Origin of the sequence: Streptomyces sp. NPDC087901 (assembly GCF_044742205.1) — a bacterium.
In the GTDB taxonomy this organism is placed as follows: domain Bacteria; phylum Actinomycetota; class Actinomycetes; order Streptomycetales; family Streptomycetaceae; genus Streptomyces.
In genome coordinates this window covers 508,064-529,337 of sequence record NZ_JBIUUC010000003.1, presented here as the reverse complement: position 1 = coordinate 529,337, position 21,274 = coordinate 508,064, and the positions used below count along the sequence as shown (strand labels likewise).

Sequence of the window (21,274 nt, the reverse complement as noted above, 5' to 3'; positions counted from 1 at the left end):
GGGCAGTAAAGAAGAGCGCACCCCGCGCAGGGCTAGACATAGGTGTTGAGAACAGCTGTTGAGAGCAACGTGGGTCTCTGAGAACCCCGACTGGACATCAGTGTGCCGCTTGGCTACACTGACCCTTTGCGCTGCCTGTTAGCTGCCTCCTGCCCGTCACCAGGGGCATACCCATCTTGTGCACCGTGGACCGAACCTCCCTCACCTGGGATACCTGTCCACCTGTCCAGTTTGGGACCGGTACGCGCGTAGTGAGTCCGAGCCCTCGGAAGGACCCCCTCTTGGCCGCCTCGCGCAACGCCTCGACCGCGAATACGAACAACGGTGCCAGCACCGCCCCGCTGCGCATCTCTTTTGCAAAGATCAAGGAGCCCCTCGAGGTTCCGAACCTCCTCGCGCTGCAGACCGAGAGCTTTGACTGGCTCCTCGGTAATGCCGCCTGGAAGGCTCGCGTCGAGGCTGCTCTGGACAGTGGACAAGACGTCCCCACCAAGTCCGGCCTGGAGGAGATCTTCGAGGAGATCTCACCGATCGAGGACTTCTCCGGGTCGATGTCGCTTACGTTCCGCGACCACCGCTTCGAGCCCCCGAAGAACTCGATCGACGAGTGCAAGGAGCGCGACTTCACGTTCGCCGCCCCGCTCTTCGTCACGGCCGAGTTCACCAACAACGAGACCGGCGAGATCAAGTCCCAGACGGTCTTCATGGGCGATTTCCCGCTCATGACCAACAAGGGCACCTTCGTCATCAACGGCACCGAGCGTGTCGTTGTGTCGCAGCTGGTCCGCTCGCCGGGTGTCTACTTCGACTCGTCGATCGACAAGACGTCCGACAAGGACATCTTCTCCGCCAAGATCATCCCTTCCCGGGGTGCCTGGCTGGAGATGGAGATCGACAAGCGCGACATGGTCGGTGTCCGCATCGACCGCAAGCGCAAGCAGTCCGTCACCGTCCTCCTGAAGGCTCTCGGCTGGACCACCGAGCAGATCCTCGAGGAGTTCGGCGAGTACGAGTCCATGCGCGCCACCCTGGAGAAGGACCACACCCAGGGCCAGGACGACGCGCTGCTCGACATCTACCGCAAGCTGCGTCCGGGCGAGCCGCCGACGCGCGAGGCTGCTCAGACGCTGCTCGAGAACCTCTACTTCAACCCGAAGCGCTACGACCTCGCGAAGGTCGGCCGCTACAAGGTGAACAAGAAGCTCGGCGCGGATGAGCCGCTCGACGCCGGTGTCCTCACCAGCGACGACATCATCGCGACCATCAAGTACCTGGTGAAGCTGCACGCCGGTGAGACCGAGACGACCGGCGAGTCCGGCCGGGAGATCGTCGTCGAGACCGACGACATCGACCACTTCGGCAACCGTCGTCTGCGTAACGTCGGCGAGCTCATCCAGAACCAGGTCCGCACGGGTCTGGCTCGTATGGAGCGCGTCGTGCGTGAGCGCATGACGACTCAGGACGTCGAGGCGATCACGCCGCAGACCCTGATCAACATCCGGCCGGTCGTCGCCTCCATCAAGGAGTTCTTCGGCACCAGCCAGCTGTCGCAGTTCATGGACCAGAACAACCCGCTGTCGGGTCTCACCCACAAGCGCCGCCTGTCGGCTCTTGGCCCGGGTGGTCTGTCCCGTGAGCGGGCCGGCTTCGAGGTCCGTGACGTGCACCCGTCCCACTACGGACGCATGTGCCCGATCGAGACCCCTGAAGGCCCGAACATCGGTCTGATCGGTTCGCTCGCCTCGTACGGCCGCGTCAACGCGTTCGGCTTCATCGAGACGCCGTACCGCAAGGTCGTCGACGGCCAGGTCACCGACGAGGTCGACTACGTCACGGCCGACGAGGAAGACCGTTACGTCATCGCCCAGGCGAACGCGACGCTCTCCGACGACCTGCGCTTCACCGAGCCCCGCGTCCTGGTCCGCCGTCGTGGCGGAGAGGTCGACTACGTGCCCGGCACCGAAGTCGACTACATGGACGTCTCGCCGCGCCAGATGGTGTCCGTCGCCACCGCGATGATCCCCTTCCTGGAGCACGACGACGCCAACCGTGCCCTCATGGGCGCGAACATGATGCGTCAGGCGGTGCCGCTCATCAAGTCGGAGGCGCCGCTCGTCGGCACCGGCATGGAGTACCGCTGCGCCACCGACGCCGGTGACGTGCTGAAGGCCGAGAAGGACGGTGTGGTCCAGGAGGTCTCCGCGGACTACATCACCGTGACGAACGATGACGGCACGTACACCACGTACCGCATCGCGAAGTTCATGCGCTCCAACCAGGGCACCTCGGTCAACCAGAAGGTCGTCGTCTCCGAAGGCGACCGGATCGTCGCCGACCAGGTACTCGCCGACGGACCGGCCACCGAGAACGGTGAGATGGCCCTCGGCAAGAACCTGCTCGTGGCGTTCATGCCGTGGGAAGGTCACAACTACGAGGACGCGATCATCCTGTCGCAGCGCCTCGTGCAGGACGACGTCCTCTCCTCGATTCACATCGAGGAGCACGAGGTCGACGCCCGTGACACCAAGCTCGGTCCGGAGGAGATCACCCGGGACATCCCGAACGTCTCCGAAGAGGTCCTCGCGGACCTCGACGAGCGCGGCATCATCCGGATCGGTGCCGAGGTCACGGCCGGTGACATCCTCGTCGGCAAGGTCACGCCCAAGGGCGAGACCGAGCTGACCCCCGAGGAGCGCCTGCTCCGCGCGATCTTCGGTGAGAAGGCGCGCGAGGTGCGCGACACCTCGCTGAAGGTGCCGCACGGCGAGATCGGCAAGATCATCGGCGTCCGCGTCTTCGACCGCGAAGAGGGCGACGAGCTGCCGCCGGGCGTGAACCAGCTGGTCCGCGTCTACGTCGCGCAGAAGCGCAAGATCACCGATGGTGACAAGCTCGCCGGCCGTCACGGCAACAAGGGCGTCATCTCGAAGATCCTCCCGATCGAGGACATGCCGTTCCTGGAGGACGGCACCCCGGTCGACATCATCCTCAACCCGCTGGGTGTCCCGTCCCGAATGAACCCGGGACAGGTCCTGGAGATCCACCTCGGCTGGCTCGCCAGCCGCGGCTGGGACGTCTCCGGCCTCGGTGACGAGTGGGCCAAGCGCCTGCAGCTCATCGGCGCCGACCAGGTCGCCCCCGGCACCAACGTCGCCACGCCCGTCTTCGACGGTGCGCGCGAGGACGAGATCACCGGCCTCTTCCAGGCCACGATCCCGAACCGCGACGGCGACCGGCTGGTCCAGCCCTCGGGCAAGGCCAACCTGTTCGACGGCCGCTCCGGCGAGCCGTTCCCCGAGCCGGTCTCGGTCGGCTTCATGTACATCCTCAAGCTCCACCACCTCGTCGACGACAAGCTGCACGCTCGTTCGACGGGTCCGTACTCCATGATCACCCAGCAGCCGCTGGGTGGTAAGGCTCAGTTCGGTGGACAGCGCTTCGGTGAAATGGAGGTGTGGGCCCTTGAAGCTTATGGTGCCGCTTACGCCCTCCAGGAGCTGCTGACGATCAAGTCCGACGACGTGACCGGCCGCGTGAAGGTCTACGAGGCCATCGTCAAGGGCGAGAACATCCCCGAGCCCGGCATTCCCGAGTCCTTCAAGGTGCTCATCAAGGAAATGCAGTCGCTCTGCCTCAACGTGGAGGTGCTGTCCTCGGACGGCATGTCCATCGAGATGCGCGACACGGACGAGGACGTCTTCCGCGCGGCGGAGGAGCTCGGAATCGACCTGTCCCGGCGCGAGCCGAGCAGCGTCGAAGAGGTCTGACGGGTTGGCCGGCCGGATCCCTGTGATCCGGCCGGCTCTCCCCGGACCCGTTCAGACCATTGCTGAAGTGCCCCGATTTCTCGCGTGACGCGAGGGGGCTCGAACCCCCGAAAGAGGGATTGACGACAAGTGCTCGACGTCAACTTCTTCGACGAGCTGCGGATCGGCCTTGCCACCGCGGACGACATCCGGACCTGGTCCCACGGCGAAGTGAAGAAGCCGGAGACCATCAACTACCGCACGCTCAAGCCCGAGAAGGACGGACTCTTCTGCGAGAAGATCTTCGGTCCGACCCGGGACTGGGAGTGCTACTGCGGCAAGTACAAGCGTGTCCGCTTCAAGGGCATCATCTGTGAGCGCTGTGGCGTCGAGGTCACTCGCGCCAAGGTGCGCCGTGAGCGCATGGGCCACATCGAGCTTGCCGCTCCCGTCACCCACATCTGGTACTTCAAGGGCGTCCCGTCGCGCCTGGGCTACCTGCTGGACCTCGCGCCGAAGGACCTCGAGAAGGTCATCTACTTCGCCGCGTACATGATCACGTTCGTCGACGAGGAGCGCCGCACCCGCGACCTCCCGTCGCTGGAGGCTCACGTCTCCGTCGAGCGCCAGCAGGTCGAGAACCGTCGCGACTCGGACCTCGAGAACCGTGCCAAGAAGCTCGAGACCGACCTCGGCGAGCTCGAGGCCGAGGGCGCCAAGGCCGACGTGCGCCGCAAGGTGCGCGAAGGTGCCGAGCGTGAGATGAAGCAGCTGCGCGACCGTGCGCAGCGCGAGATCGACCGCCTCGACGAGGTGTGGAGCCGCTTCAAGAACCTCAAGGTCCAGGACCTCGAGGGCGACGAGCTGCTCTACCGCGAGCTGCGTGACCGCTTCGGCACGTACTTCGACGGCTGCATGGGCGCTGCCGCCCTGCAGAAGCGCCTGGAGTCGTTCGACCTCGACGAGGAGGCCGAGCGCCTCCGCGAGATCATCCGTACCGGCAAGGGCCAGAAGAAGACCCGTGCGCTCAAGCGCCTCAAGGTCGTCTCCGCGTTCCTGCAGACCAGCAACAAGCCCAAGGGCATGGTGCTCGACTGCGTGCCGGTCATCCCGCCGGACCTGCGTCCGATGGTGCAGCTGGACGGTGGCCGCTTCGCGACCTCCGACCTGAACGACCTGTACCGCCGTGTGATCAACCGCAACAACCGCCTCAAGCGTCTCCTTGACCTCGGTGCCCCCGAGATCATCGTGAACAACGAGAAGCGGATGCTGCAGGAGGCCGTCGACGCGCTGTTCGACAACGGCCGCCGCGGTCGCCCGGTCACCGGTCCCGGTAACCGCCCGCTCAAGTCCCTCAGCGACATGCTGAAGGGCAAGCAGGGTCGATTCCGTCAGAACCTTCTCGGTAAGCGTGTGGACTACTCCGCGCGTTCCGTGATCGTCGTCGGCCCGCAGCTGAAGCTGCACCAGTGCGGTCTGCCGAAGGCCATGGCGCTGGAGCTCTTCAAGCCGTTCGTGATGAAGCGCCTGGTGGACCTGAACCACGCGCAGAACATCAAGTCGGCCAAGCGCATGGTCGAGCGCGGCCGCACCGTGGTGTACGACGTCCTCGAAGAGGTCATCGCCGAGCACCCGGTGCTGCTGAACCGTGCACCGACCCTGCACCGCCTCGGCATCCAGGCCTTCGAGCCCCAGCTGGTCGAGGGCAAGGCCATCCAGATCCACCCGCTCGTCTGCACCGCGTTCAACGCGGACTTCGACGGTGACCAGATGGCCGTGCACCTGCCGCTCTCCGCGGAGGCGCAGGCCGAGGCCCGCATCCTGATGCTGTCCTCGAACAACATCCTGAAGCCGGCCGACGGTCGTCCCGTCACCATGCCTACGCAGGACATGGTGCTGGGTCTGTTCTTCCTGACCACCGACGGCGAGCTCCGTGACACCAAGGGCGAGGGCCGCGCGTTCGGCTCCACGGCCGAGGCGATCATGGCGTTCGACGCCGGCGAGCTGGCGCTCCAGTCGTCCGTCGACATCCGCTTCCCGGTGGGCACCATCCCGCCGCGTGGCTGGGTGCCGCCGGTCGCCGAGGAGGGCGAGCCCGAGTACCAGCCGGGTGACACCTTCCGGCTGCGGACGAGCCTGGGCCGCGCGCTCTTCAACGAGCTGCTGCCCGAGGACTACCCGTTCGTCGACTACTCGGTCGGCAAGAAGCAGCTCTCCGAGATCGTCAACGACCTCGCCGAGCGCTACCCCAAGGTCATCGTGGCGGCGACGCTCGACAACCTGAAGGCGGCGGGCTTCCACTGGGCGACCCGTTCCGGCGTCACCGTGGCCGTCTCCGACATCGTCGTGCCCGAGGCCAAGAAGGCCATCGTCAAGGGCTACGAGGACCAGGACGAGAAGGTCCAGAAGCAGTACGAGCGCGGTCTGATCACCAAGGACGAGCGCACGCAGGAGCTCATCGCGATCTGGACCAAGGCGACCCACGAGGTTGCCGAGGCGATGAACGCGAACTTCCCCAAGACGAACCCCATCTTCATGATGGTTGACTCGGGTGCCCGAGGAAACATGATGCAGATGCGTCAGATCGCCGGTATGCGTGGTCTGGTGTCCAACGCCAAGAACGAGACGATTCCTCGTCCCATCAAGGCGTCCTTCCGTGAGGGCCTCACCGTTCTGGAGTACTTCATCTCCACGCACGGTGCCCGTAAGGGTCTGGCGGACACCGCCCTGCGTACCGCCGACTCGGGTTACCTGACCCGTCGTCTGGTGGATGTCTCGCAGGACGTGATCATTCGCGAGGAGGACTGCGGCACCGACCGTGGCCTCAAGCTGAAGATCGCGGTCAAGGGTGCCGACGGCGTGCTCCGCAAGACGGACGACGTCGAGACCTCGGTGTACGCCCGCATGCTCGCCGAGGACGTCGTCATCGACGGCAAGGTCATCGCGCCTGCCAACGTCGACCTCGGTGACGTCCTGATCGACGCCCTGGTGGGCGCCGGCGTCGAGGAGGTCAAGACCCGCTCGGTCCTGACCTGTGAGTCCGCGGTCGGCACCTGTGCCTTCTGCTACGGACGCTCGCTCGCCACCGGCAAGCTGGTCGACATCGGTGAGGCGGTCGGCATCATCGCCGCCCAGTCCATCGGTGAGCCCGGTACCCAGCTGACGATGCGTACCTTCCACACCGGTGGTGTGGCCGGTGACGACATCACCCAGGGTCTGCCCCGAGTCGTCGAGCTCTTCGAAGCCCGTACGCCGAAGGGTGTCGCCCCGATCTCGGAGTCCGCAGGCCGGGTCCGGATCGAGGAGACCGAGAAGACCAAGAAGCTCGTGGTCACGCCGGACGACGGCAGCGAGGAGATCCCCTTCCCGATCTCCAAGCGCGCCCGTCTGCTGGTGGGCGAGGGCGACCGCGTCGAGGTGGGCCAGAAGCTCACCGTGGGTGCCACCAACCCGCACGACGTGCTGCGGATCCTCGGTCAGCGTGCGGTCCAGGTCCACCTGGTCGGCGAAGTCCAGAAGGTCTACAACTCGCAGGGTGTGTCGATCCACGACAAGCACATCGAGATCATCATCCGGCAGATGCTCCGCCGTGTGACGATCATCGAGTCCGGCGACGCGGAACTGCTGCCGGGCGAGCTCGTCGAGCGTTCGAAGTTCGAGACCGAGAACCGTCGTGTGGTCCAGGAGAGCGGTCACCCCGCCTCCGGCCGGCCGCAGCTGATGGGTATCACCAAGGCCTCGCTGGCGACGGAGTCGTGGCTGTCCGCGGCTTCCTTCCAGGAGACGACCAGGGTTCTGACGGACGCGGCGATCAACGCCAAGTCCGACTCCCTGATCGGCCTCAAGGAGAACGTCATCATCGGTAAGCTCATCCCGGCCGGTACGGGTCTGTCCCGCTACCGCAACATCCGGGTCGAGCCGACCGAAGAGGCCAAGGCCGCGATGTACTCGGCCGTCGGCTACGACGACATCGACTACTCGCCGTTCGGCACGGGCTCCGGCCAGGCCGTTCCGCTGGAGGACTACGACTACGGTCCGTACAACCAGTAAGCGAGTCGCTTGATTCGACCGGAGGGCGGTCATCCCGTATGCACGGGGTGGCCGCCCTCCGGCGTGCGATGCGTCACTCCGTCGGAGTGGGGCGTACGGTGGGTGGAGCCCTTGAAGGGCGCTGAGAGGCCCGTGAGGGGCCCTGCGGCATCCCGCATGGGTCAGGCAGCAAGCCGGGCACCGTCCCGGCGTGTCCTGGCGGACAGCATTTGTTTTGACCGGAGTCCATGAGGTAGGTACGCTCAGACCTTGTGCCTGGGGTGTGCCTGGGTTCGTGTGCGTGTCCTCAACCGCACGGCGAGCCCGTCTTTGGCCATCGCAATCTGTGCTTCCACTGCTCCAGGGGAGTGGCCCGCAGTATTCGACACACCCGACCGCGTGGGTCGGGGATGTTCCAGGTTAGTTTCACCGACGGCACACAGAAACCGGAGAAGTAGTGCCTACGATTCAGCAGCTGGTCCGGAAGGGCCGGCAGGACAAGGTCGAGAAGAACAAGACGCCCGCGCTCGAGGGTTCGCCCCAGCGTCGCGGCGTCTGCACGCGTGTCTTCACGACCACCCCGAAGAAGCCGAACTCCGCGCTCCGGAAGGTCGCGCGTGTGCGTCTGACCTCCGGCATCGAGGTCACGGCCTACATTCCGGGCGAGGGACACAACCTGCAGGAGCACTCGATCGTGCTCGTGCGTGGTGGCCGTGTGAAGGACCTGCCGGGTGTTCGTTACAAGATCATCCGCGGCTCGCTCGACACCCAGGGTGTCAAGAACCGCAAGCAGGCCCGCAGCCGCTACGGCGCCAAGAAGGAGAAGTAAGAATGCCTCGTAAGGGCCCCGCCCCGAAGCGCCCGGTCATCATTGACCCGGTCTACAGCTCTCCTCTTGTCACCTCGCTGATCAACAAGATCCTGCTCGACGGCAAGCGTTCCACCGCCGAGCGGATCGTGTACGGCGCCATGGAAGGCCTCCGCGAGAAGACCGGCGCTGACCCGGTCATCACGCTGAAGCGCGCGCTTGAGAACGTCAAGCCCTCGCTCGAGGTCAAGTCCCGCCGTGTCGGTGGCGCCACCTACCAGGTGCCGATCGAGGTCAAGCCCGGTCGTGCCGCCACCCTCTCGCTGCGCTGGATCGTGGGTTACTCCCGCGCCCGTCGCGAGAAGACCATGACCGAGCGCCTCATGAACGAGCTGCTCGACGCCTCCAACGGTCTTGGCGCTGCCGTCAAGAAGCGCGAGGACACCCACAAGATGGCCGAGTCGAACAAGGCCTTCGCGCACTACCGCTGGTAGTCGCTTACCCCATCGAGACCGAGAGAAGATTGAGCCTTATGGCCACCACTTCGCTTGACCTGGCCAAGGTCCGCAACATTGGGATCATGGCCCACATCGACGCGGGCAAGACGACCACCACTGAGCGGATCCTGTTCTACACCGGCGTCTCGTACAAGATCGGTGAAGTCCACGACGGCGCTGCCACGATGGACTGGATGGAGCAGGAGCAGGAGCGCGGCATCACGATCACGTCCGCCGCGACGACCTGTCACTGGCCGCTCAACGATGTTGACCACACCATCAACATCATCGACACCCCGGGTCACGTCGACTTCACCGTCGAGGTGGAGCGTTCGCTCCGCGTCCTCGACGGTGCCGTCACCGTGTTCGACGGTGTGGCCGGCGTCGAGCCGCAGTCCGAGACCGTGTGGCGTCAGGCGGACCGCTACGGCGTGCCGCGTATCTGCTTCGTCAACAAGCTCGACCGCACCGGTGCCGACTTCTTCCGTTGTGTCGACATGATCGTCCAGCGCCTTGGCGCCGTCCCGATCGTCATGCAGCTCCCCATCGGCGCCGAGGCCGACTTCACGGGTGTCGTCGACCTCGTGACGATGAAGGCCTTCGTGTACCCCGAAGAGGCCGCCAAGGGCGAGATGTACAACGTCATCGAGATCCCGGACAACCTCCAGGAGGCCGCCGAAGAATGGCGCGGCAAGCTCCTTGAGGCCGTCTCGGAGAACGACGACGCGATGATGGAGCTGTACCTGGAGGGCGTCGAGCCCACCCAGGACCAGCTGTACGAGGCGATCCGTCGGATCACCCTCGCATCGAAGGGCACCGCCGACTCGGTCACCGTCACCCCGGTGTTCTGTGGCACCGCGTTCAAGAACAAGGGCGTTCAGCCCCTGCTCGACGCGGTCGTCCGCTACCTGCCTTCCCCCCTGGACGTCGAGGCCATCGAAGGCCACGACGTCAAGGACCCGGAGAAGGTCATCGAGCGGAAGCCCTCGGACGACGAGCCGTTCTCCGGCCTGGCGTTCAAGATCGCGAGCGACCCGCACCTCGGCAAGCTCACCTTCGTCCGGATCTACTCCGGTCGCCTCGAGGCCGGCACCGCGGTGCTGAACTCGGTCAAGGGCAAGAAGGAGCGCATCGGGAAGATCTACCGTATGCACGCGAACAAGCGTGAGGAGATCCCCTCGGTGGGCGCGGGCGACATCGTCGCCGTCATGGGCCTGAAGCAGACCACCACCGGTGAGACGCTGTGTGACGACAAGAACCCGGTCATCCTGGAGTCCATGGACTTCCCGGCGCCGGTCATTCAGGTCGCCATCGAGCCCAAGTCCAAGGGTGACCAGGAGAAGCTGGGTGTAGCCATCCAGCGCCTCTCCGAGGAGGACCCGTCCTTCCAGGTGCACTCCGACGAGGAGACCGGCCAGACCATCATCGGTGGTATGGGCGAGCTTCACCTCGAGGTGCTCGTCGACCGCATGAAGCGCGAGTTCCGCGTCGAGGCGAACGTCGGCAAGCCCCAGGTGGCGTACCGCGAGACGATCCGCAAGACCGTCGATCGCATCGACTATGTGCACAAGAAGCAGACTGGTGGAACCGGCCAGTTCGCCAAGGTGCAGATCTCGATGGAGCCCATCGAGGGTGGCGACGCGTCTTACGAGTTCGTCAACAAGGTCACCGGTGGCCGCATCCCCCGTGAGTACATTCCCTCGGTGGACGCGGGCGCGCAGGAAGCCATGAAGTTCGGCATCCTGGCCGGGTACGAGATGGTCGGTGTTCGCATCACCCTTCTCGACGGCGGTTACCACGAGGTCGACTCCTCGGAGCTCGCCTTCAAGATCGCCGGTTCGCAGGCGTTCAAGGAGGGTGCCCGCAGGGCGTCCCCCGTGCTCCTTGAGCCGATGATGGCCGTCGAGGTCACCACGCCCGAGGACTACATGGGTGATGTCATCGGCGACCTCAACTCCCGCCGTGGCCAGATCCAGGCCATGGAGGAGCGCAGCGGCGCTCGCGTCGTGAAGGGCCTCGTGCCCCTCTCGGAGATGTTCGGCTACGTCGGAGACCTCCGCAGCAAGACCTCGGGTCGCGCAAGCTACTCGATGCAGTTCGACTCCTACGCCGAGGTTCCGCGGAACGTCGCCGAGGAGATCATCGCGAAGGCCAAGGGCGAGTAACTCCCCGAGTTGACGCTTTAGGCTTATCACCGGAGCCTGGTGGGGCATTTGACGCGGCGCGCATGCAATGCGTCGAATGCCCCCGGCCCCGGCATCCCAGCAAAGATCACCTGGCGCCGATGAAGCAAGGCGTACAGAACCACTCCGCAGGAGGACCCAGTGGCGAAGGCAAAGTTCGAGCGGACTAAGCCGCACGTCAACATCGGCACCATCGGTCACATTGACCACGGTAAGACGACCCTTACGGCCGCCATTACCAAGGTGCTGCACGACGCGTTCCCGGACCTGAACGAGGCCTCGGCCTTCGACCAGATCGACAAGGCTCCCGAAGAGCGCCAGCGCGGTATCACCATCTCGATCGCGCACGTCGAGTACCAGACGGAGTCGCGTCACTACGCGCACGTCGACTGCCCCGGGCACGCCGACTACATCAAGAACATGATCACGGGTGCGGCGCAGATGGACGGCGCCATCCTCGTTGTCGCCGCGACCGACGGCCCGATGCCGCAGACCAAGGAGCACGTGCTCCTGGCCCGCCAGGTCGGCGTTCCGTACATCGTCGTCGCCCTGAACAAGGCCGACATGGTGGACGACGAGGAGATCCTGGAGCTCGTCGAGCTCGAGGTTCGTGAGCTCCTCTCCGAGTACGAGTTCCCGGGCGACGACCTTCCGGTCGTCAAGGTCTCGGCGCTCAAGGCTCTTGAGGGTGACAAGGAGTGGGGCCAGACCGTCCTCGACCTGATGAAGGCCGTCGACGAGTCGATCCCGCAGCCCGAGCGTGACGTCGAGAAGCCGTTCCTGATGCCGATCGAGGACGTCTTCACGATCACCGGTCGTGGCACCGTCGTCACCGGTCGTATCGAGCGTGGTGTCCTCAAGGTCAACGAGACCGTCGACATCGTCGGTATCAAGACCGAGAAGACCACCACCACGGTCACCGGCATCGAGATGTTCCGCAAGCTGCTCGACGAGGGCCAGGCCGGTGAGAACGTCGGTCTGCTTCTTCGTGGCATCAAGCGCGAGGACGTCGAGCGCGGCCAGGTCATCATCAAGCCGGGTTCGGTCACGCCGCACACCGAGTTCGAGGCGCAGTCCTACATCCTGTCGAAGGACGAGGGTGGCCGTCACACCCCCTTCTTCAACAACTACCGCCCGCAGTTCTACTTCCGTACCACGGACGTAACGGGCGTTGTGACCCTTCCCGAGGGCACCGAGATGGTCATGCCGGGTGACAACACCCTCATGAACGTCGCGCTGATCCAGCCGGTCGCCATGGAAGAGGGCCTGAAGTTCGCCATCCGTGAGGGTGGCCGGACCGTGGGCGCCGGCCAGGTCACCAAGATCCTCAAGTAATTACTTGAGCGTCTGACCTGGTAGCTCCGCACAAGAGCACCGAGAAGGGCCCCGTCCCGCCGCGCAAGCGGTGGGACGGGGCCCTTCTTCTTGTCTCAGGCGGTGAGGGCGGGCGGCCGGCGCACCATGAAGACGTCGACCGGGTCCTCGTGCTCCAGCGTGAACCCGTACCGCTCGTACAGCCGCCGGGCCGCGCTGCCCTGGAGCACGTTGAGGCGGACCGGCACCCCTTCGGCGTCCGTACGGGCCAGCAGGGTGCTCAGGACGGCCGAGCCGATGCCCTGCCCCTGGAGCTGTGCGTCGAGGAGGAAGTTCTCCAGGCAGTGCCCGTCCTCGTGGGGGCGGAGGGTGACGCTGCCCGCGAAGTTGCCGTCGACGGTGATCACCGAGGTGTACTGGGGCAGGTAGGAGTCGCGCAGCCGGCGGCGCACCCGGTGCTCGTCGAAGCGGCCGAGGCGGACCAGATCCGGGCGCATGACGACGGCCCGCAGCTCGACCATGGCTTCTAGGTCCTCGGGGGTGGCGGGGCGCAGGGCCCAGCCCTGAGCGGTACGTACAGGCATGGCGGGAGTCTGTCAGAGCCAGGATCCGGTTCAGGTCCGGCGAGGCCTGAGCGCACGGGTCGTGGGCCGGGTGCATCGACCAACGGTCCAGTGCGGAGCCTGAGTTGGCGCGTGATGTGGCATGTCGATAGGGTATTGCGTGTACATGGCACTTTGCCATGCAGTCATGAGGGGGATTCATGCGAAGCACGGTACGAAACAGGGTTGCAGCGCTGTTCACGGCGACGGCGATCCTGGCTGGAAGTGCGATCACGCTCGGCGCGGGTTCCGCGAGTGCAGCGCCGACCGTCACCCTCAAGGTCAACGGGAACTGGGAAGACGGCAAGAGCCGCGACATCGAGGCTTACGTAGGCGGCAAGTACGCCGGCGAGGGGCAGTGGCAGGCCAACGGGGACACCCTCTGGGCCACCGACCAACTGGCGGACGGTTACGGAATCTACGCCGAGCTCCAGATGGACTGGGTCGAGCCGCTCCGTAGGGTGACGACCCAGGGGCACGCCTCGCCCTACACCGTGCAGCAGACCGGAAACCTTCCAGAGGGCGCCTTCTTCCAATTGAAGGTATGCGTCAAGAACAGCTCATACAGCAAGTGCTCGGGGCTGTACTCGGTCCAGGCCTGACGATGGCCAATGGTCCTGCGGTCCGACTGAGAGCAGTCTGATCCGTGAGGTGAACACACCACCTGTCGCGGTCGGACCGTCTCCGTGACGGCACCCAGTGAGCGTGAGCTCGGTCCCCATCGCCTTCGGGCGGTGGGGACCGTTTCGTCATGCCGGCCAGCGATGCAACAGGCCGTGATGGACGCCGGAAGGTTTCAGGCCATGTTGGGGCCCTCGCGCCCGTCGAGGCCGCAGCAGGCGCCGCTGCCGTTCTCGGGAGTCAGCCGGGTACCGCGGATATCTCCGGGTGCGATCACGATCGCCCGGGGAGCGCCGTCGGACAGGGAGAAGAGTGGTGCGTAGACGCCGCGGGCCGCGGCCTCCACCGGGTCGACCTCGTCCCACAGTCGCCAAGGCTGTCCTGAGGGCTCCGGGTCGACGGCGAACGTTCCCGCTTCCATGAGTACGGGCATCTGGGCGCCGTTGCCGTAGATCTGATGGGTGTGCACCGGAAGAGAGACGTGCGACAGCGGACCGGTCAGCTCGGCGCCGCACCTCGAACAGACGAAAGCGAACAATGGCCCTCCGCGTGCGGGAACAGCCGCATCGTCGCACCTCGGGGGCAGCCGGCCAACATGTTTTCTGCGGCATGAAGGACGACGACCGAGGTGGGGCGTGGCCCGGGCATGCGGGAGGCCCGAGACGTCTGCCATGAGCCTGTCGACAGGTCCAACGCCCCAGTCGGCCATTCCGGCTGACGGGCTACTGCTCTCCGAAGACTTCTTCGGTGGTGGTGGCGGTGGCGGCGCGCTGGAGCCAGTGGCGCAGGAGCTGGGGGTCCTGGCAGGTGCTGATCTGCTCGCGGGTCTCGTCGGTGAGGGCGATACCGCGTACGTCGAGCAGCAGGAGAAGGCTGTCGGCGTGGCCTTCGGCCCTGCCCTGGGCCCGGCCTTCGTCGCGGATTTCCTCGGACATGAAGGACTTGTAGAAAGAGGTGTCCACGGCCACCAGGTTCCTCCACTGTTGTGCGGCCGGACGGTTGCCCAGGCCCTGTGCGGTGAGTTCCACGATCGGGTCGGTGATGTTCTCCGGTGTGTCCCGAAGCGCGGCGGACAGCGTTTTCAGTATGGCACCGACGTCTGGATTGTCGGCGTGTGTGATGGCGGCGAGGGTGGCGAGTGCGAGGTCTTTGCGGGCTTCGGCGACGTTGGTGATGACGGGCATGTTGTGCGGACCGGCGACAAGTGGGCTGAGGGTGAGCGTCTGCCACTGGCCGAGGCCGATGGTGATGGGCCGGGCGGCCCATTGGGCGGTGGCGAGGTCCTGGCAGATGACCAGGAGGAGGACGGGCAGGGCGCTGTACTTGTTGTGGAGATAGCTGACGTAGTAGGGCCAGCTGGTGGTCTTGCGTGGGTCCTTCTTGCCCTGGGCCTCAATGGCGAGCAGGAAGGGTCCGTCGTTCTCGGTTTCGATGCGCAGGAGGGTGTCGACGCGGCGTTCGACGGGGCTGTTCTCGGTGAGGTCGGTGGGTAGGGCCGTGGCCGATGTGGGCGGTGGGATGTTGACGCCGAGGATCTCGGAGACGCGGGAGAAGAGGCCCGGGTAATCCTGGAAGATGCGGTGCATCGCCTCGTGCGGTGGGCTGACCATGCGGTTCCGTTTCGGGACGAGGGTGGCAGTCAGGCGGCTGTGTGCGCGCCGGTGTGTTCGGTGCGGCAGTCGCGGCAGTGTCCTGGGTCGGTGGCGCGGAAGGCGCGGTCGCAGGTGTCGCAGTTCTGGAGCGGGATGACGACGATCTTGCGGCGGGGTGGCGGGGCGAGGTCCTGCATGCCGGGGAGCGGGGGCGGCAGGAGGGTGGTGATGCGGTGGCGGAGGAAGCGCGCCGGGTGTTTGACGGGCGTGGGGAGGTCTCCGGTGAGGGCGTGGCGGATCGTGTCGGGGTGGGTGTCGCGTTCGAGCCAGGCAGCGACACCGGCGGCGAGGGCGGCGATGTCGTCCTCGGCGAGGCTGAGTTGGGGTGCGTGGCGGCGGAGATCGGCGAGGAGGGCCGTAGCCGACTGAGTCAGTTCCGCAGAGGGCACCCGGGGCTGGGGGAGCGGCGGGGCCGGTGTCCTGGGGGCGGTAGGTGCCGGTACGCGCACGGGGCCGGGGGCGACGCCCACGGGTGTGGGGGCCGGGGCGGGCGCCGGTGGCGGCGGGGAGTCGGGAGTGATGCGGGCGGATTGTGGGGCTGGTTCGGGGGTGCTGGGTGCCCGGATCGCTTCCACGTGTTCGGTGGGCCGCGTCCGCGGTCGTGGCTGTCGCTGCAGTGCCTGGGTGAGCGGCGGTGCTTCCGCTCCAGGCCGGTTGTACGAGATGGTGCGGGTGATGACGCGACCGTCGGGGAGGCGTGCGCGGCTGCGCTGGAGGTAACCGGTGGCTTCCAGTTCGCGCAGGGCGTCGGCGATGCGGGCTTCGCTTTCCGGGAAGCGGGCGGTGAGGACCTTGATGCCGACTTTCGCCCCGGCGGGCAGCGACTGGATGTGGACGGCGAGCCCGATCGCGATGAGGGAGAGGCCGTGGTTCTGGGCGAGGTGGTTGCCGATCACCGTGAAGCCGGAGATGTGGCGGACGTTGACGTGGATGACGCCGGATGTCGGCGTGACGTCGGGCCGGGTGCCGGGGAAGCCGGGCTGGGCGCACGGGGGCGCGATAACCTGCTGCGTATCCATCGGGAAGGGGTCTCGTCTTCCTCGTGGTCAGGCCTCGGTCGGGATTACAGTCCCGGCCGGGGCCGTCTCGTGTCTGTGGTTGTCGCGGCGAGCATATGCCGACCAACCCGCCTCAAATCCAGCCCAGTTGCCATTTGTCACCCGCGCGAGTGACGCAGGTCAGGACAGGGGTCGGGTTGGGTTTGGTCGGGTTATTTCCCTGAGTTCTTTGAGGCCTTTAGACGTCGCGGGCAGCCGCGTCGTGATTCACCGGGTCGTGGACCAGGAGGTCGTGGGTGTCCACGACCCGGTGGATTCGGTCACCGTACGAGGTCGAGTTCCGCCCACACCGTTTTGCGTGGGACCGGGCCCGGGACGATGCCCCAGCGGTCGGCGAGTACCTCGACGATGAGCAGGCCGCGCCCGCTCTCCGCAAGCGGGTCGGGGGTCGCCGTGGCGGGCTGCGAGCTGCGCTATGCCCCAGGCGCGACAGCCCCCGACTAGGTACACGTCCGCGACTCGAAGAACCTGCCCGGCCCGCAGCTCACCTTCGGTGAGGCCGCATGGGCGGGCTTCGTCCCGTACGCGGCCCGGCGCTGACTCCCTATATACGTACCGGGGCCAGCGACGCGTCCCGGATGCCCCGCAGCACCTCCGCCCCGATCTCCGCCAGCCGGTGCGCGGCGGGCGGCGTCGCGCCGAGCCCGATCGCGTACCCCGTGCGGCCGCCGACGGTGAGCGGGCGCGGCCAGATGCGGCAGTCGGGGGCGCCCGCGTCGGCGAGGGCGGTGGTCAGGGCGAGGAGCCTGCCGCGCAGTCGGTCCTGGTCAGGGCCGGGGCGAACGGACGCGAGGGCCCAGGCGATGTGCTGCTCGTGCAGCTGTGGCGGTGCGGACAACAAGGAGCGCGGGTCGTCCCCGGCCCCGGCGGACTCCAGGATTTCCCACGCGCGGTAGAGCTCGGCGGCGAGCAGGTCGCGGCCGGCGACCGAGACCTGCGTGGTGCAGGAGCGCACCGGCGCGGTCGGGGTCAGCACCGTGACGGGGGACGCGGTTGCCGCAGCCCCGCCCACCGCCACCCCCCAGTCCCACGCCGCCCAGGTCGCGAAGAAGTGCCGGAGCAGTGCGAGCGGCGGCAGGTCGCCCGCCTCGTGTGCGGTACGGGCGGCGAGGACCGCCCAGGCGAGGCCCGGCAGGCCGCCGCACGGCGCGGCGTCGAGACCCCTCGCCCCGGCCCACGCCTTGACGTCCCGGGCGAGGGCGGCGAAGGCGTCCCGGTGCGGCTCCGCCGCCGCGAGCACCGCTTCGGCGTCGCTCACCGCGCTGAGGGCGATCGCCGCCGCCTCGCCCAGTTCGGTGCGGCGGGCGACCGCCTCGGCGGGGGAGAGGGGGGCGGTCGCCACGGTGACGAGGTCGACGCGGAGGCCGTCGACGTGCCAGCGCAGGCCGGGCACCCGGGCACCCGCCACCGCGCGCAGGTCCCGAACCTCCGGGAACGCGGCGGCCAGCCGGTGTCGTACGGCTGCCGGATCGGGGGCGCCGGGCAGCGCCGCGACCAGGTCGAGGTCCGCGCCGGGTGCCGCGCAGCCCATGCGCCGGGAGCCGACGACGTGGACCCGGGCGCCGGGGAAAGCCGCGGCGACCCGTTCCGCGAGGTAGTGGGTGTCGGTCGCGGGGAGGGCCGCGGCGACCCGTTCCGCGATTCCCTCGGTCGCCGCCGGTACGGGGGGCGGGCCCAGCTCCACCCGTACCCCGTAGTGATCGGAGACGTACAGCCCCTCCGGGCCGGGCGTCTCGCCGGTCAGGGCCGCCGACCGGGCACGCAGCCGTTCCGTGCGCAGCAGGACCCTGTCCAGTCGGGAGACGCGGCCGGAGAGGGAGGAGACGGCGGCGAGAGGGTTCACTGACGGGTCGAAGGTGGGAGTGGCATCGGCGGGGCCGTGCACCTCGGTCCAGGCGTCCGTCATCGCCAGGCGGGTCTGCGGGTGGTCGCCGCCGTCGTTGAAGTCGCCGACGAGCAGTAGCTCACCCTCGATGCCTGCCAACCCCGTTGCCAGGTCAGTCAGTTCGGCGTTGCGGCGGGTGGCGCCCTCGGGGGAGTGGTCGCTGCTGAGGTGGGTCACGGCCACCGTGACCGGACCCTCGGCCGTCTCGACGACGGCCGCGGCCACCGCCTTGTGCGGGCCGAGCGCGTGCAGGCCCGCCTCGCTCACCGGCAGCCGGCTGAGCAGCAGGAGTCCGCAGTCCGGTACATCGCGGCCGGCCGGGTCGGTGGCGAGGACGTACCCCTCGCGCACCCAGTCGCAGTCCAGCAGCAGGGCGAGCAGCGCGGGTTCCGCCTCCTGGAGCGCGATGACGTCCGCGTCCGCCGCGCGCAGGGCGTCGAGCAGCAGCGGGCGGCGCCGGGCGGTGTCGATGCGGTCGCTGTCGTACCGGTCCCAGAGGGTGTTCCAGGTGAGCACCGTCAGCGGTCCGGACGGGCCATGGGGCCGGGCGGGCGACGGCTCCCAGGTGCCAGTAGAAAGGGAGAAGGCGTGCGGGACGCGGGAGGTGAAGTAAGGGGACGGCAGGCGGCGCGGGCTCCGCACCCGGCCCGCGTCCGTCGCGTCGATCCGGTCGGTGCCCGTGGACCGGTCCCACACCACCTCGCCGTCCGCCTCGAAGAACAGCACCCGGTGCCAGGGGACGTCCCCGCCAGGGGTGAACCGTTCCAGCGGCACCCGCTTGGGGTCCCGGCCTCGCTGGGCGACGCCCAGGACGAAGCGCGCAGGGTCGAACCGGGCGTCCCAGCGGACCCGGTGGTAGATCTCCTCGCTCGTACGCATCAGGTCTTGTCCTCCACGGTTCCGCTCGTCCCGATGTACCAGGTGCGGTGGGCCCGGCCGGGATACGGGGGTACGAAGCGGCGCAGCTGGGAGGCCAGGACCTCCGGGGGCACCGGGTGGCTGCGCCGGGCGTTGCGCGCGGTCAGCTCGTCCTCACCGATCCACGCCACGGCATGGGTGACCAGGGCGTTCCTGCGCTCGGCGACGCCTCGCACCAGGGAGCGCTGGTGCGGGTTGAGCGAGGTGGCGTCCCAGACCACGGTGGCGCCGGGGACGAGGGCGGCGTCCAGGCGCCGCAGCCCCTCGTGCAGGACGTCCGCGTTGGCGCTCTGGTCGGCGCGCGGTCCGCGGGCCTCGCGCAGGTCGTCGAGCGAGAGGTACGTGGCGATGCCCGGCAGACCGCGGCCGAAGGTGCTCTTCCCGCTGCCGGAGGGGCCGACCAGGTGGATCAGGGAGGGGAAGTCCCCGGACCGCCACCGCCAGGTCGCGGCGACGGCCTCCTCCGCGGTGGCGATGCGGCCCAGCGCGTACGCCTCGCGGGCCTGCGCCAGGCAGCGCGCGGCGGTGTCCGGGGCCAGGCCGGAGAAGGCCTCGGGCAGTCCGGACGGCTCCGCCACGTCCGCCGCGTGCAGCGCCGACCAGTCCACCTGCTCACGGGCCTCGGGCCCGTCCGCCAGCACCGAGGCCAGCGCGTGCAGGACGGTCAGGTCGGCGGCGAGCGACATCCGCGCCAGGCCGCCGTGGCGATCGTCGTCCGGGTAGGGGCGGTGCAGCGCGGGGTACAGGCCGACGAGGTCCGCGGTCCGGCGGGCGAGCGGCATCCCGAGCGGTCCGGTGAGCACCGGTGCGAGTGCGGCCCGTGGGGTGCGGTGCAGCAGAGCGGCGAGCACGCCGGCCAGCCGGTCGTCGCCGTTGCGGCCCACGGCGTCCAAGGCGTCGCCCGTCGCGAGAGCGGCGGCCGCGTCGCCCGGACCGGTGCCCGCGGCGACGGCGAGGGCCGCGGGGTCCACCGGGGCGCCCGAACGCACGGCCCACAAGGCGGCGGCCGGACCCAGCTCGTTCTCCACCACCTCCGCGTGCATCCAGTGGGTGTCCGTCGTGACGTGGCCCGGCCGTACCCACTTCGCCACCCGCCGCCCGAACGCCGCGGCCGGAAAGCCCTCAGCGGGGCGGACGACGTACCCCTCCTGGCGTTCCGTATCCGGCCTCAGCGCGCGCAGCGCCTTCTCGGCCCGGGCGTCGAACACGCCGCGCCACAGCACCGCCGGCGTCGGAATCCCCAGGTCCCGCAGGAAGTCCACGGTCCGGTCCCATTCCAGGCAGACCTCGCCGTCCCACACGGAGAAGCCGTAGAAGTGGCCGGCCAGGTCCTCGTACGGGATCGAGTGGCGGGCGAACATGTTCTCGCCGCAGATCCGCCACCCCGCCGGGATGCGGGGGCCGATGCGGGCCTGGAGCGCCTTGACCCAGCCGCGGGAGGGGTGGTGCGCCGAGTCGAGGGAGCGGGCGTGCAGCCCGTCCGCGTACAGCGTGGTGTTCTCGCCGTCCAGCTTCTCGGTGACGACGACCTGCGAGCCGGTCAGTGCGGCGAGGTCGCCGATCCGTACGTCGTCCGAGGTGGCCCCGGGTGACCAGGGCAGATGCGGGGTCCGCGGATAGTGCGTACGCATGTTCTGTGCCCCCGTGATTGAGGCCGCCCGGCACATGGGGGCGGCGTCGCGGGGGCCGGTCACGCACATCTGCGGCGTTGTCGTCGATCAGCAACGCTCCGCGTTGCCTCGATCCTCCGCCCTGCAGCCGCACGCACGCAGCCCCGCTCCTTCTCCCACCCCCGTGTGGCGGTCGGCCTGAGCCGTCCCGGCCGGTCACTGTAGGGCCCGGGGCGTGCGGGCCTCGACCGAATATCGCGGCGGAGGCGGGGGTGAGTGCGTTACGGAGCGTGCCTGCGTTTGACCATCCATCCGCGGGGGGTAAGATCCTCCGCCCGATTGGCCAGGCTC

Annotated in this window: 12 protein-coding genes and 3 pseudogenes; 8 read left to right on the top strand and 7 right to left on the bottom strand. The window is 67.9% G+C overall.

Going from position 1 to position 21,274, the window contains the following annotated elements; genetic code table 11:
- Positions 1 to 281 precede the first annotated feature (281 nt).
- The 6 genes from rpoB to tuf all read left to right on the top strand — a co-directional run bounded on the left by rpoB (position 282) and on the right by tuf (position 12,598).
- Entirely contained in the window at positions 282 to 3,767 is a 3,486-nt protein-coding gene (gene rpoB / locus ACIOEW_RS11995) for a DNA-directed RNA polymerase subunit beta (protein WP_362549905.1), read from the top strand.
- Between the two features lie 129 nt (positions 3,768 to 3,896).
- Positions 3,897 to 7,796: a DNA-directed RNA polymerase subunit beta' gene (locus tag ACIOEW_RS11990; RefSeq protein ID WP_362549902.1), complete on the top strand. Its 3,900-nt coding sequence runs from the start codon at positions 3,897 to 3,899 to the stop codon at positions 7,794 to 7,796.
- Between the two features lie 436 nt (positions 7,797 to 8,232).
- On the top strand, positions 8,233 to 8,604 hold the full coding sequence (gene rpsL, locus ACIOEW_RS11985; protein ID WP_003948652.1) for a 30S ribosomal protein S12: 372 nt from the start codon (positions 8,233 to 8,235) through the stop codon (positions 8,602 to 8,604).
- A gap of 2 nt (positions 8,605 to 8,606) precedes the next feature.
- Entirely contained in the window at positions 8,607 to 9,077 is a 471-nt protein-coding gene (gene rpsG / locus ACIOEW_RS11980) for a 30S ribosomal protein S7 (RefSeq protein WP_014154599.1), read from the top strand.
- Between the two features lie 38 nt (positions 9,078 to 9,115).
- Positions 9,116 to 11,245: an elongation factor G gene (gene fusA, locus ACIOEW_RS11975; protein ID WP_362549899.1), complete on the top strand. Its 2,130-nt coding sequence runs from the start codon at positions 9,116 to 9,118 to the stop codon at positions 11,243 to 11,245.
- Between the two features lie 159 nt (positions 11,246 to 11,404).
- Positions 11,405 to 12,598: an elongation factor Tu gene (tuf, locus tag ACIOEW_RS11970; RefSeq protein ID WP_362549896.1), complete on the top strand. Its 1,194-nt coding sequence runs from the start codon at positions 11,405 to 11,407 to the stop codon at positions 12,596 to 12,598.
- A 95-nt stretch (positions 12,599 to 12,693) separates the two neighbouring features.
- Here the strand turns inward: tuf and ACIOEW_RS11965 are convergent, their stop codons facing one another.
- Positions 12,694 to 13,161, bottom strand: a complete 468-nt coding sequence (locus tag ACIOEW_RS11965) for a GNAT family N-acetyltransferase (protein ID WP_401963459.1) — start codon at positions 13,159 to 13,161, stop codon at positions 12,694 to 12,696.
- 179 nt (positions 13,162 to 13,340) lie between these two features.
- On the opposite strand from ACIOEW_RS11965, the gene ACIOEW_RS11960 reads away from it, so the two are divergent.
- Positions 13,341 to 13,781, top strand: a complete 441-nt coding sequence (locus ACIOEW_RS11960; protein WP_362549890.1) for a hypothetical protein — start codon at positions 13,341 to 13,343, stop codon at positions 13,779 to 13,781.
- 197 nt (positions 13,782 to 13,978) lie between these two features.
- On the opposite strand, the pseudogene ACIOEW_RS11955 reads toward ACIOEW_RS11960, so the two are convergent.
- The 4 genes and pseudogenes from ACIOEW_RS11955 to ACIOEW_RS11940 all read right to left on the bottom strand — a co-directional run.
- A pseudogene (locus ACIOEW_RS11955) lies at positions 13,979 to 14,338 on the bottom strand (hypothetical protein); the annotation flags it as partial.
- Between the two features lie 184 nt (positions 14,339 to 14,522).
- Positions 14,523 to 15,410, bottom strand: coding sequence for a hypothetical protein (locus tag ACIOEW_RS11950; RefSeq protein ID WP_401963457.1), 888 nt, complete (start codon positions 15,408 to 15,410; stop codon positions 14,523 to 14,525).
- Between the two features lie 29 nt (positions 15,411 to 15,439).
- On the bottom strand, positions 15,440 to 16,471 hold the full coding sequence (locus tag ACIOEW_RS11945) for a helix-turn-helix domain-containing protein (RefSeq protein ID WP_401963455.1): 1,032 nt from the start codon (positions 16,469 to 16,471) through the stop codon (positions 15,440 to 15,442).
- Positions 16,472 to 16,770: 299 nt separating this feature from the next.
- Positions 16,771 to 16,896 (bottom strand): annotated as a pseudogene (locus ACIOEW_RS11940) (ATP-binding protein); the annotation flags it as partial.
- Between the two features lie 58 nt (positions 16,897 to 16,954).
- Here ACIOEW_RS11940 and ACIOEW_RS11935 point away from each other — a divergent pair.
- Positions 16,955 to 17,050 (top strand): annotated as a pseudogene (locus ACIOEW_RS11935) (DUF397 domain-containing protein); the annotation flags it as partial.
- Between the two features lie 4 nt (positions 17,051 to 17,054).
- Here the strand turns inward: ACIOEW_RS11935 and ACIOEW_RS11930 are convergent.
- Together ACIOEW_RS11930 and ACIOEW_RS11925 are read right to left on the bottom strand one after the other, a co-directional pair.
- Positions 17,055 to 19,274, bottom strand: a complete 2,220-nt coding sequence (locus ACIOEW_RS11930) for an RNA repair domain-containing protein (protein ID WP_401963453.1) — start codon at positions 19,272 to 19,274, stop codon at positions 17,055 to 17,057.
- Entirely contained in the window at positions 19,274 to 20,944 is a 1,671-nt protein-coding gene (locus tag ACIOEW_RS11925; RefSeq protein ID WP_401963451.1) for an RNA ligase family protein, read from the bottom strand. The genes ACIOEW_RS11930 and ACIOEW_RS11925 overlap by 1 nt, the downstream gene beginning before the upstream one ends.
- Positions 20,945 to 21,274: the final 330 nt, after the last annotated feature.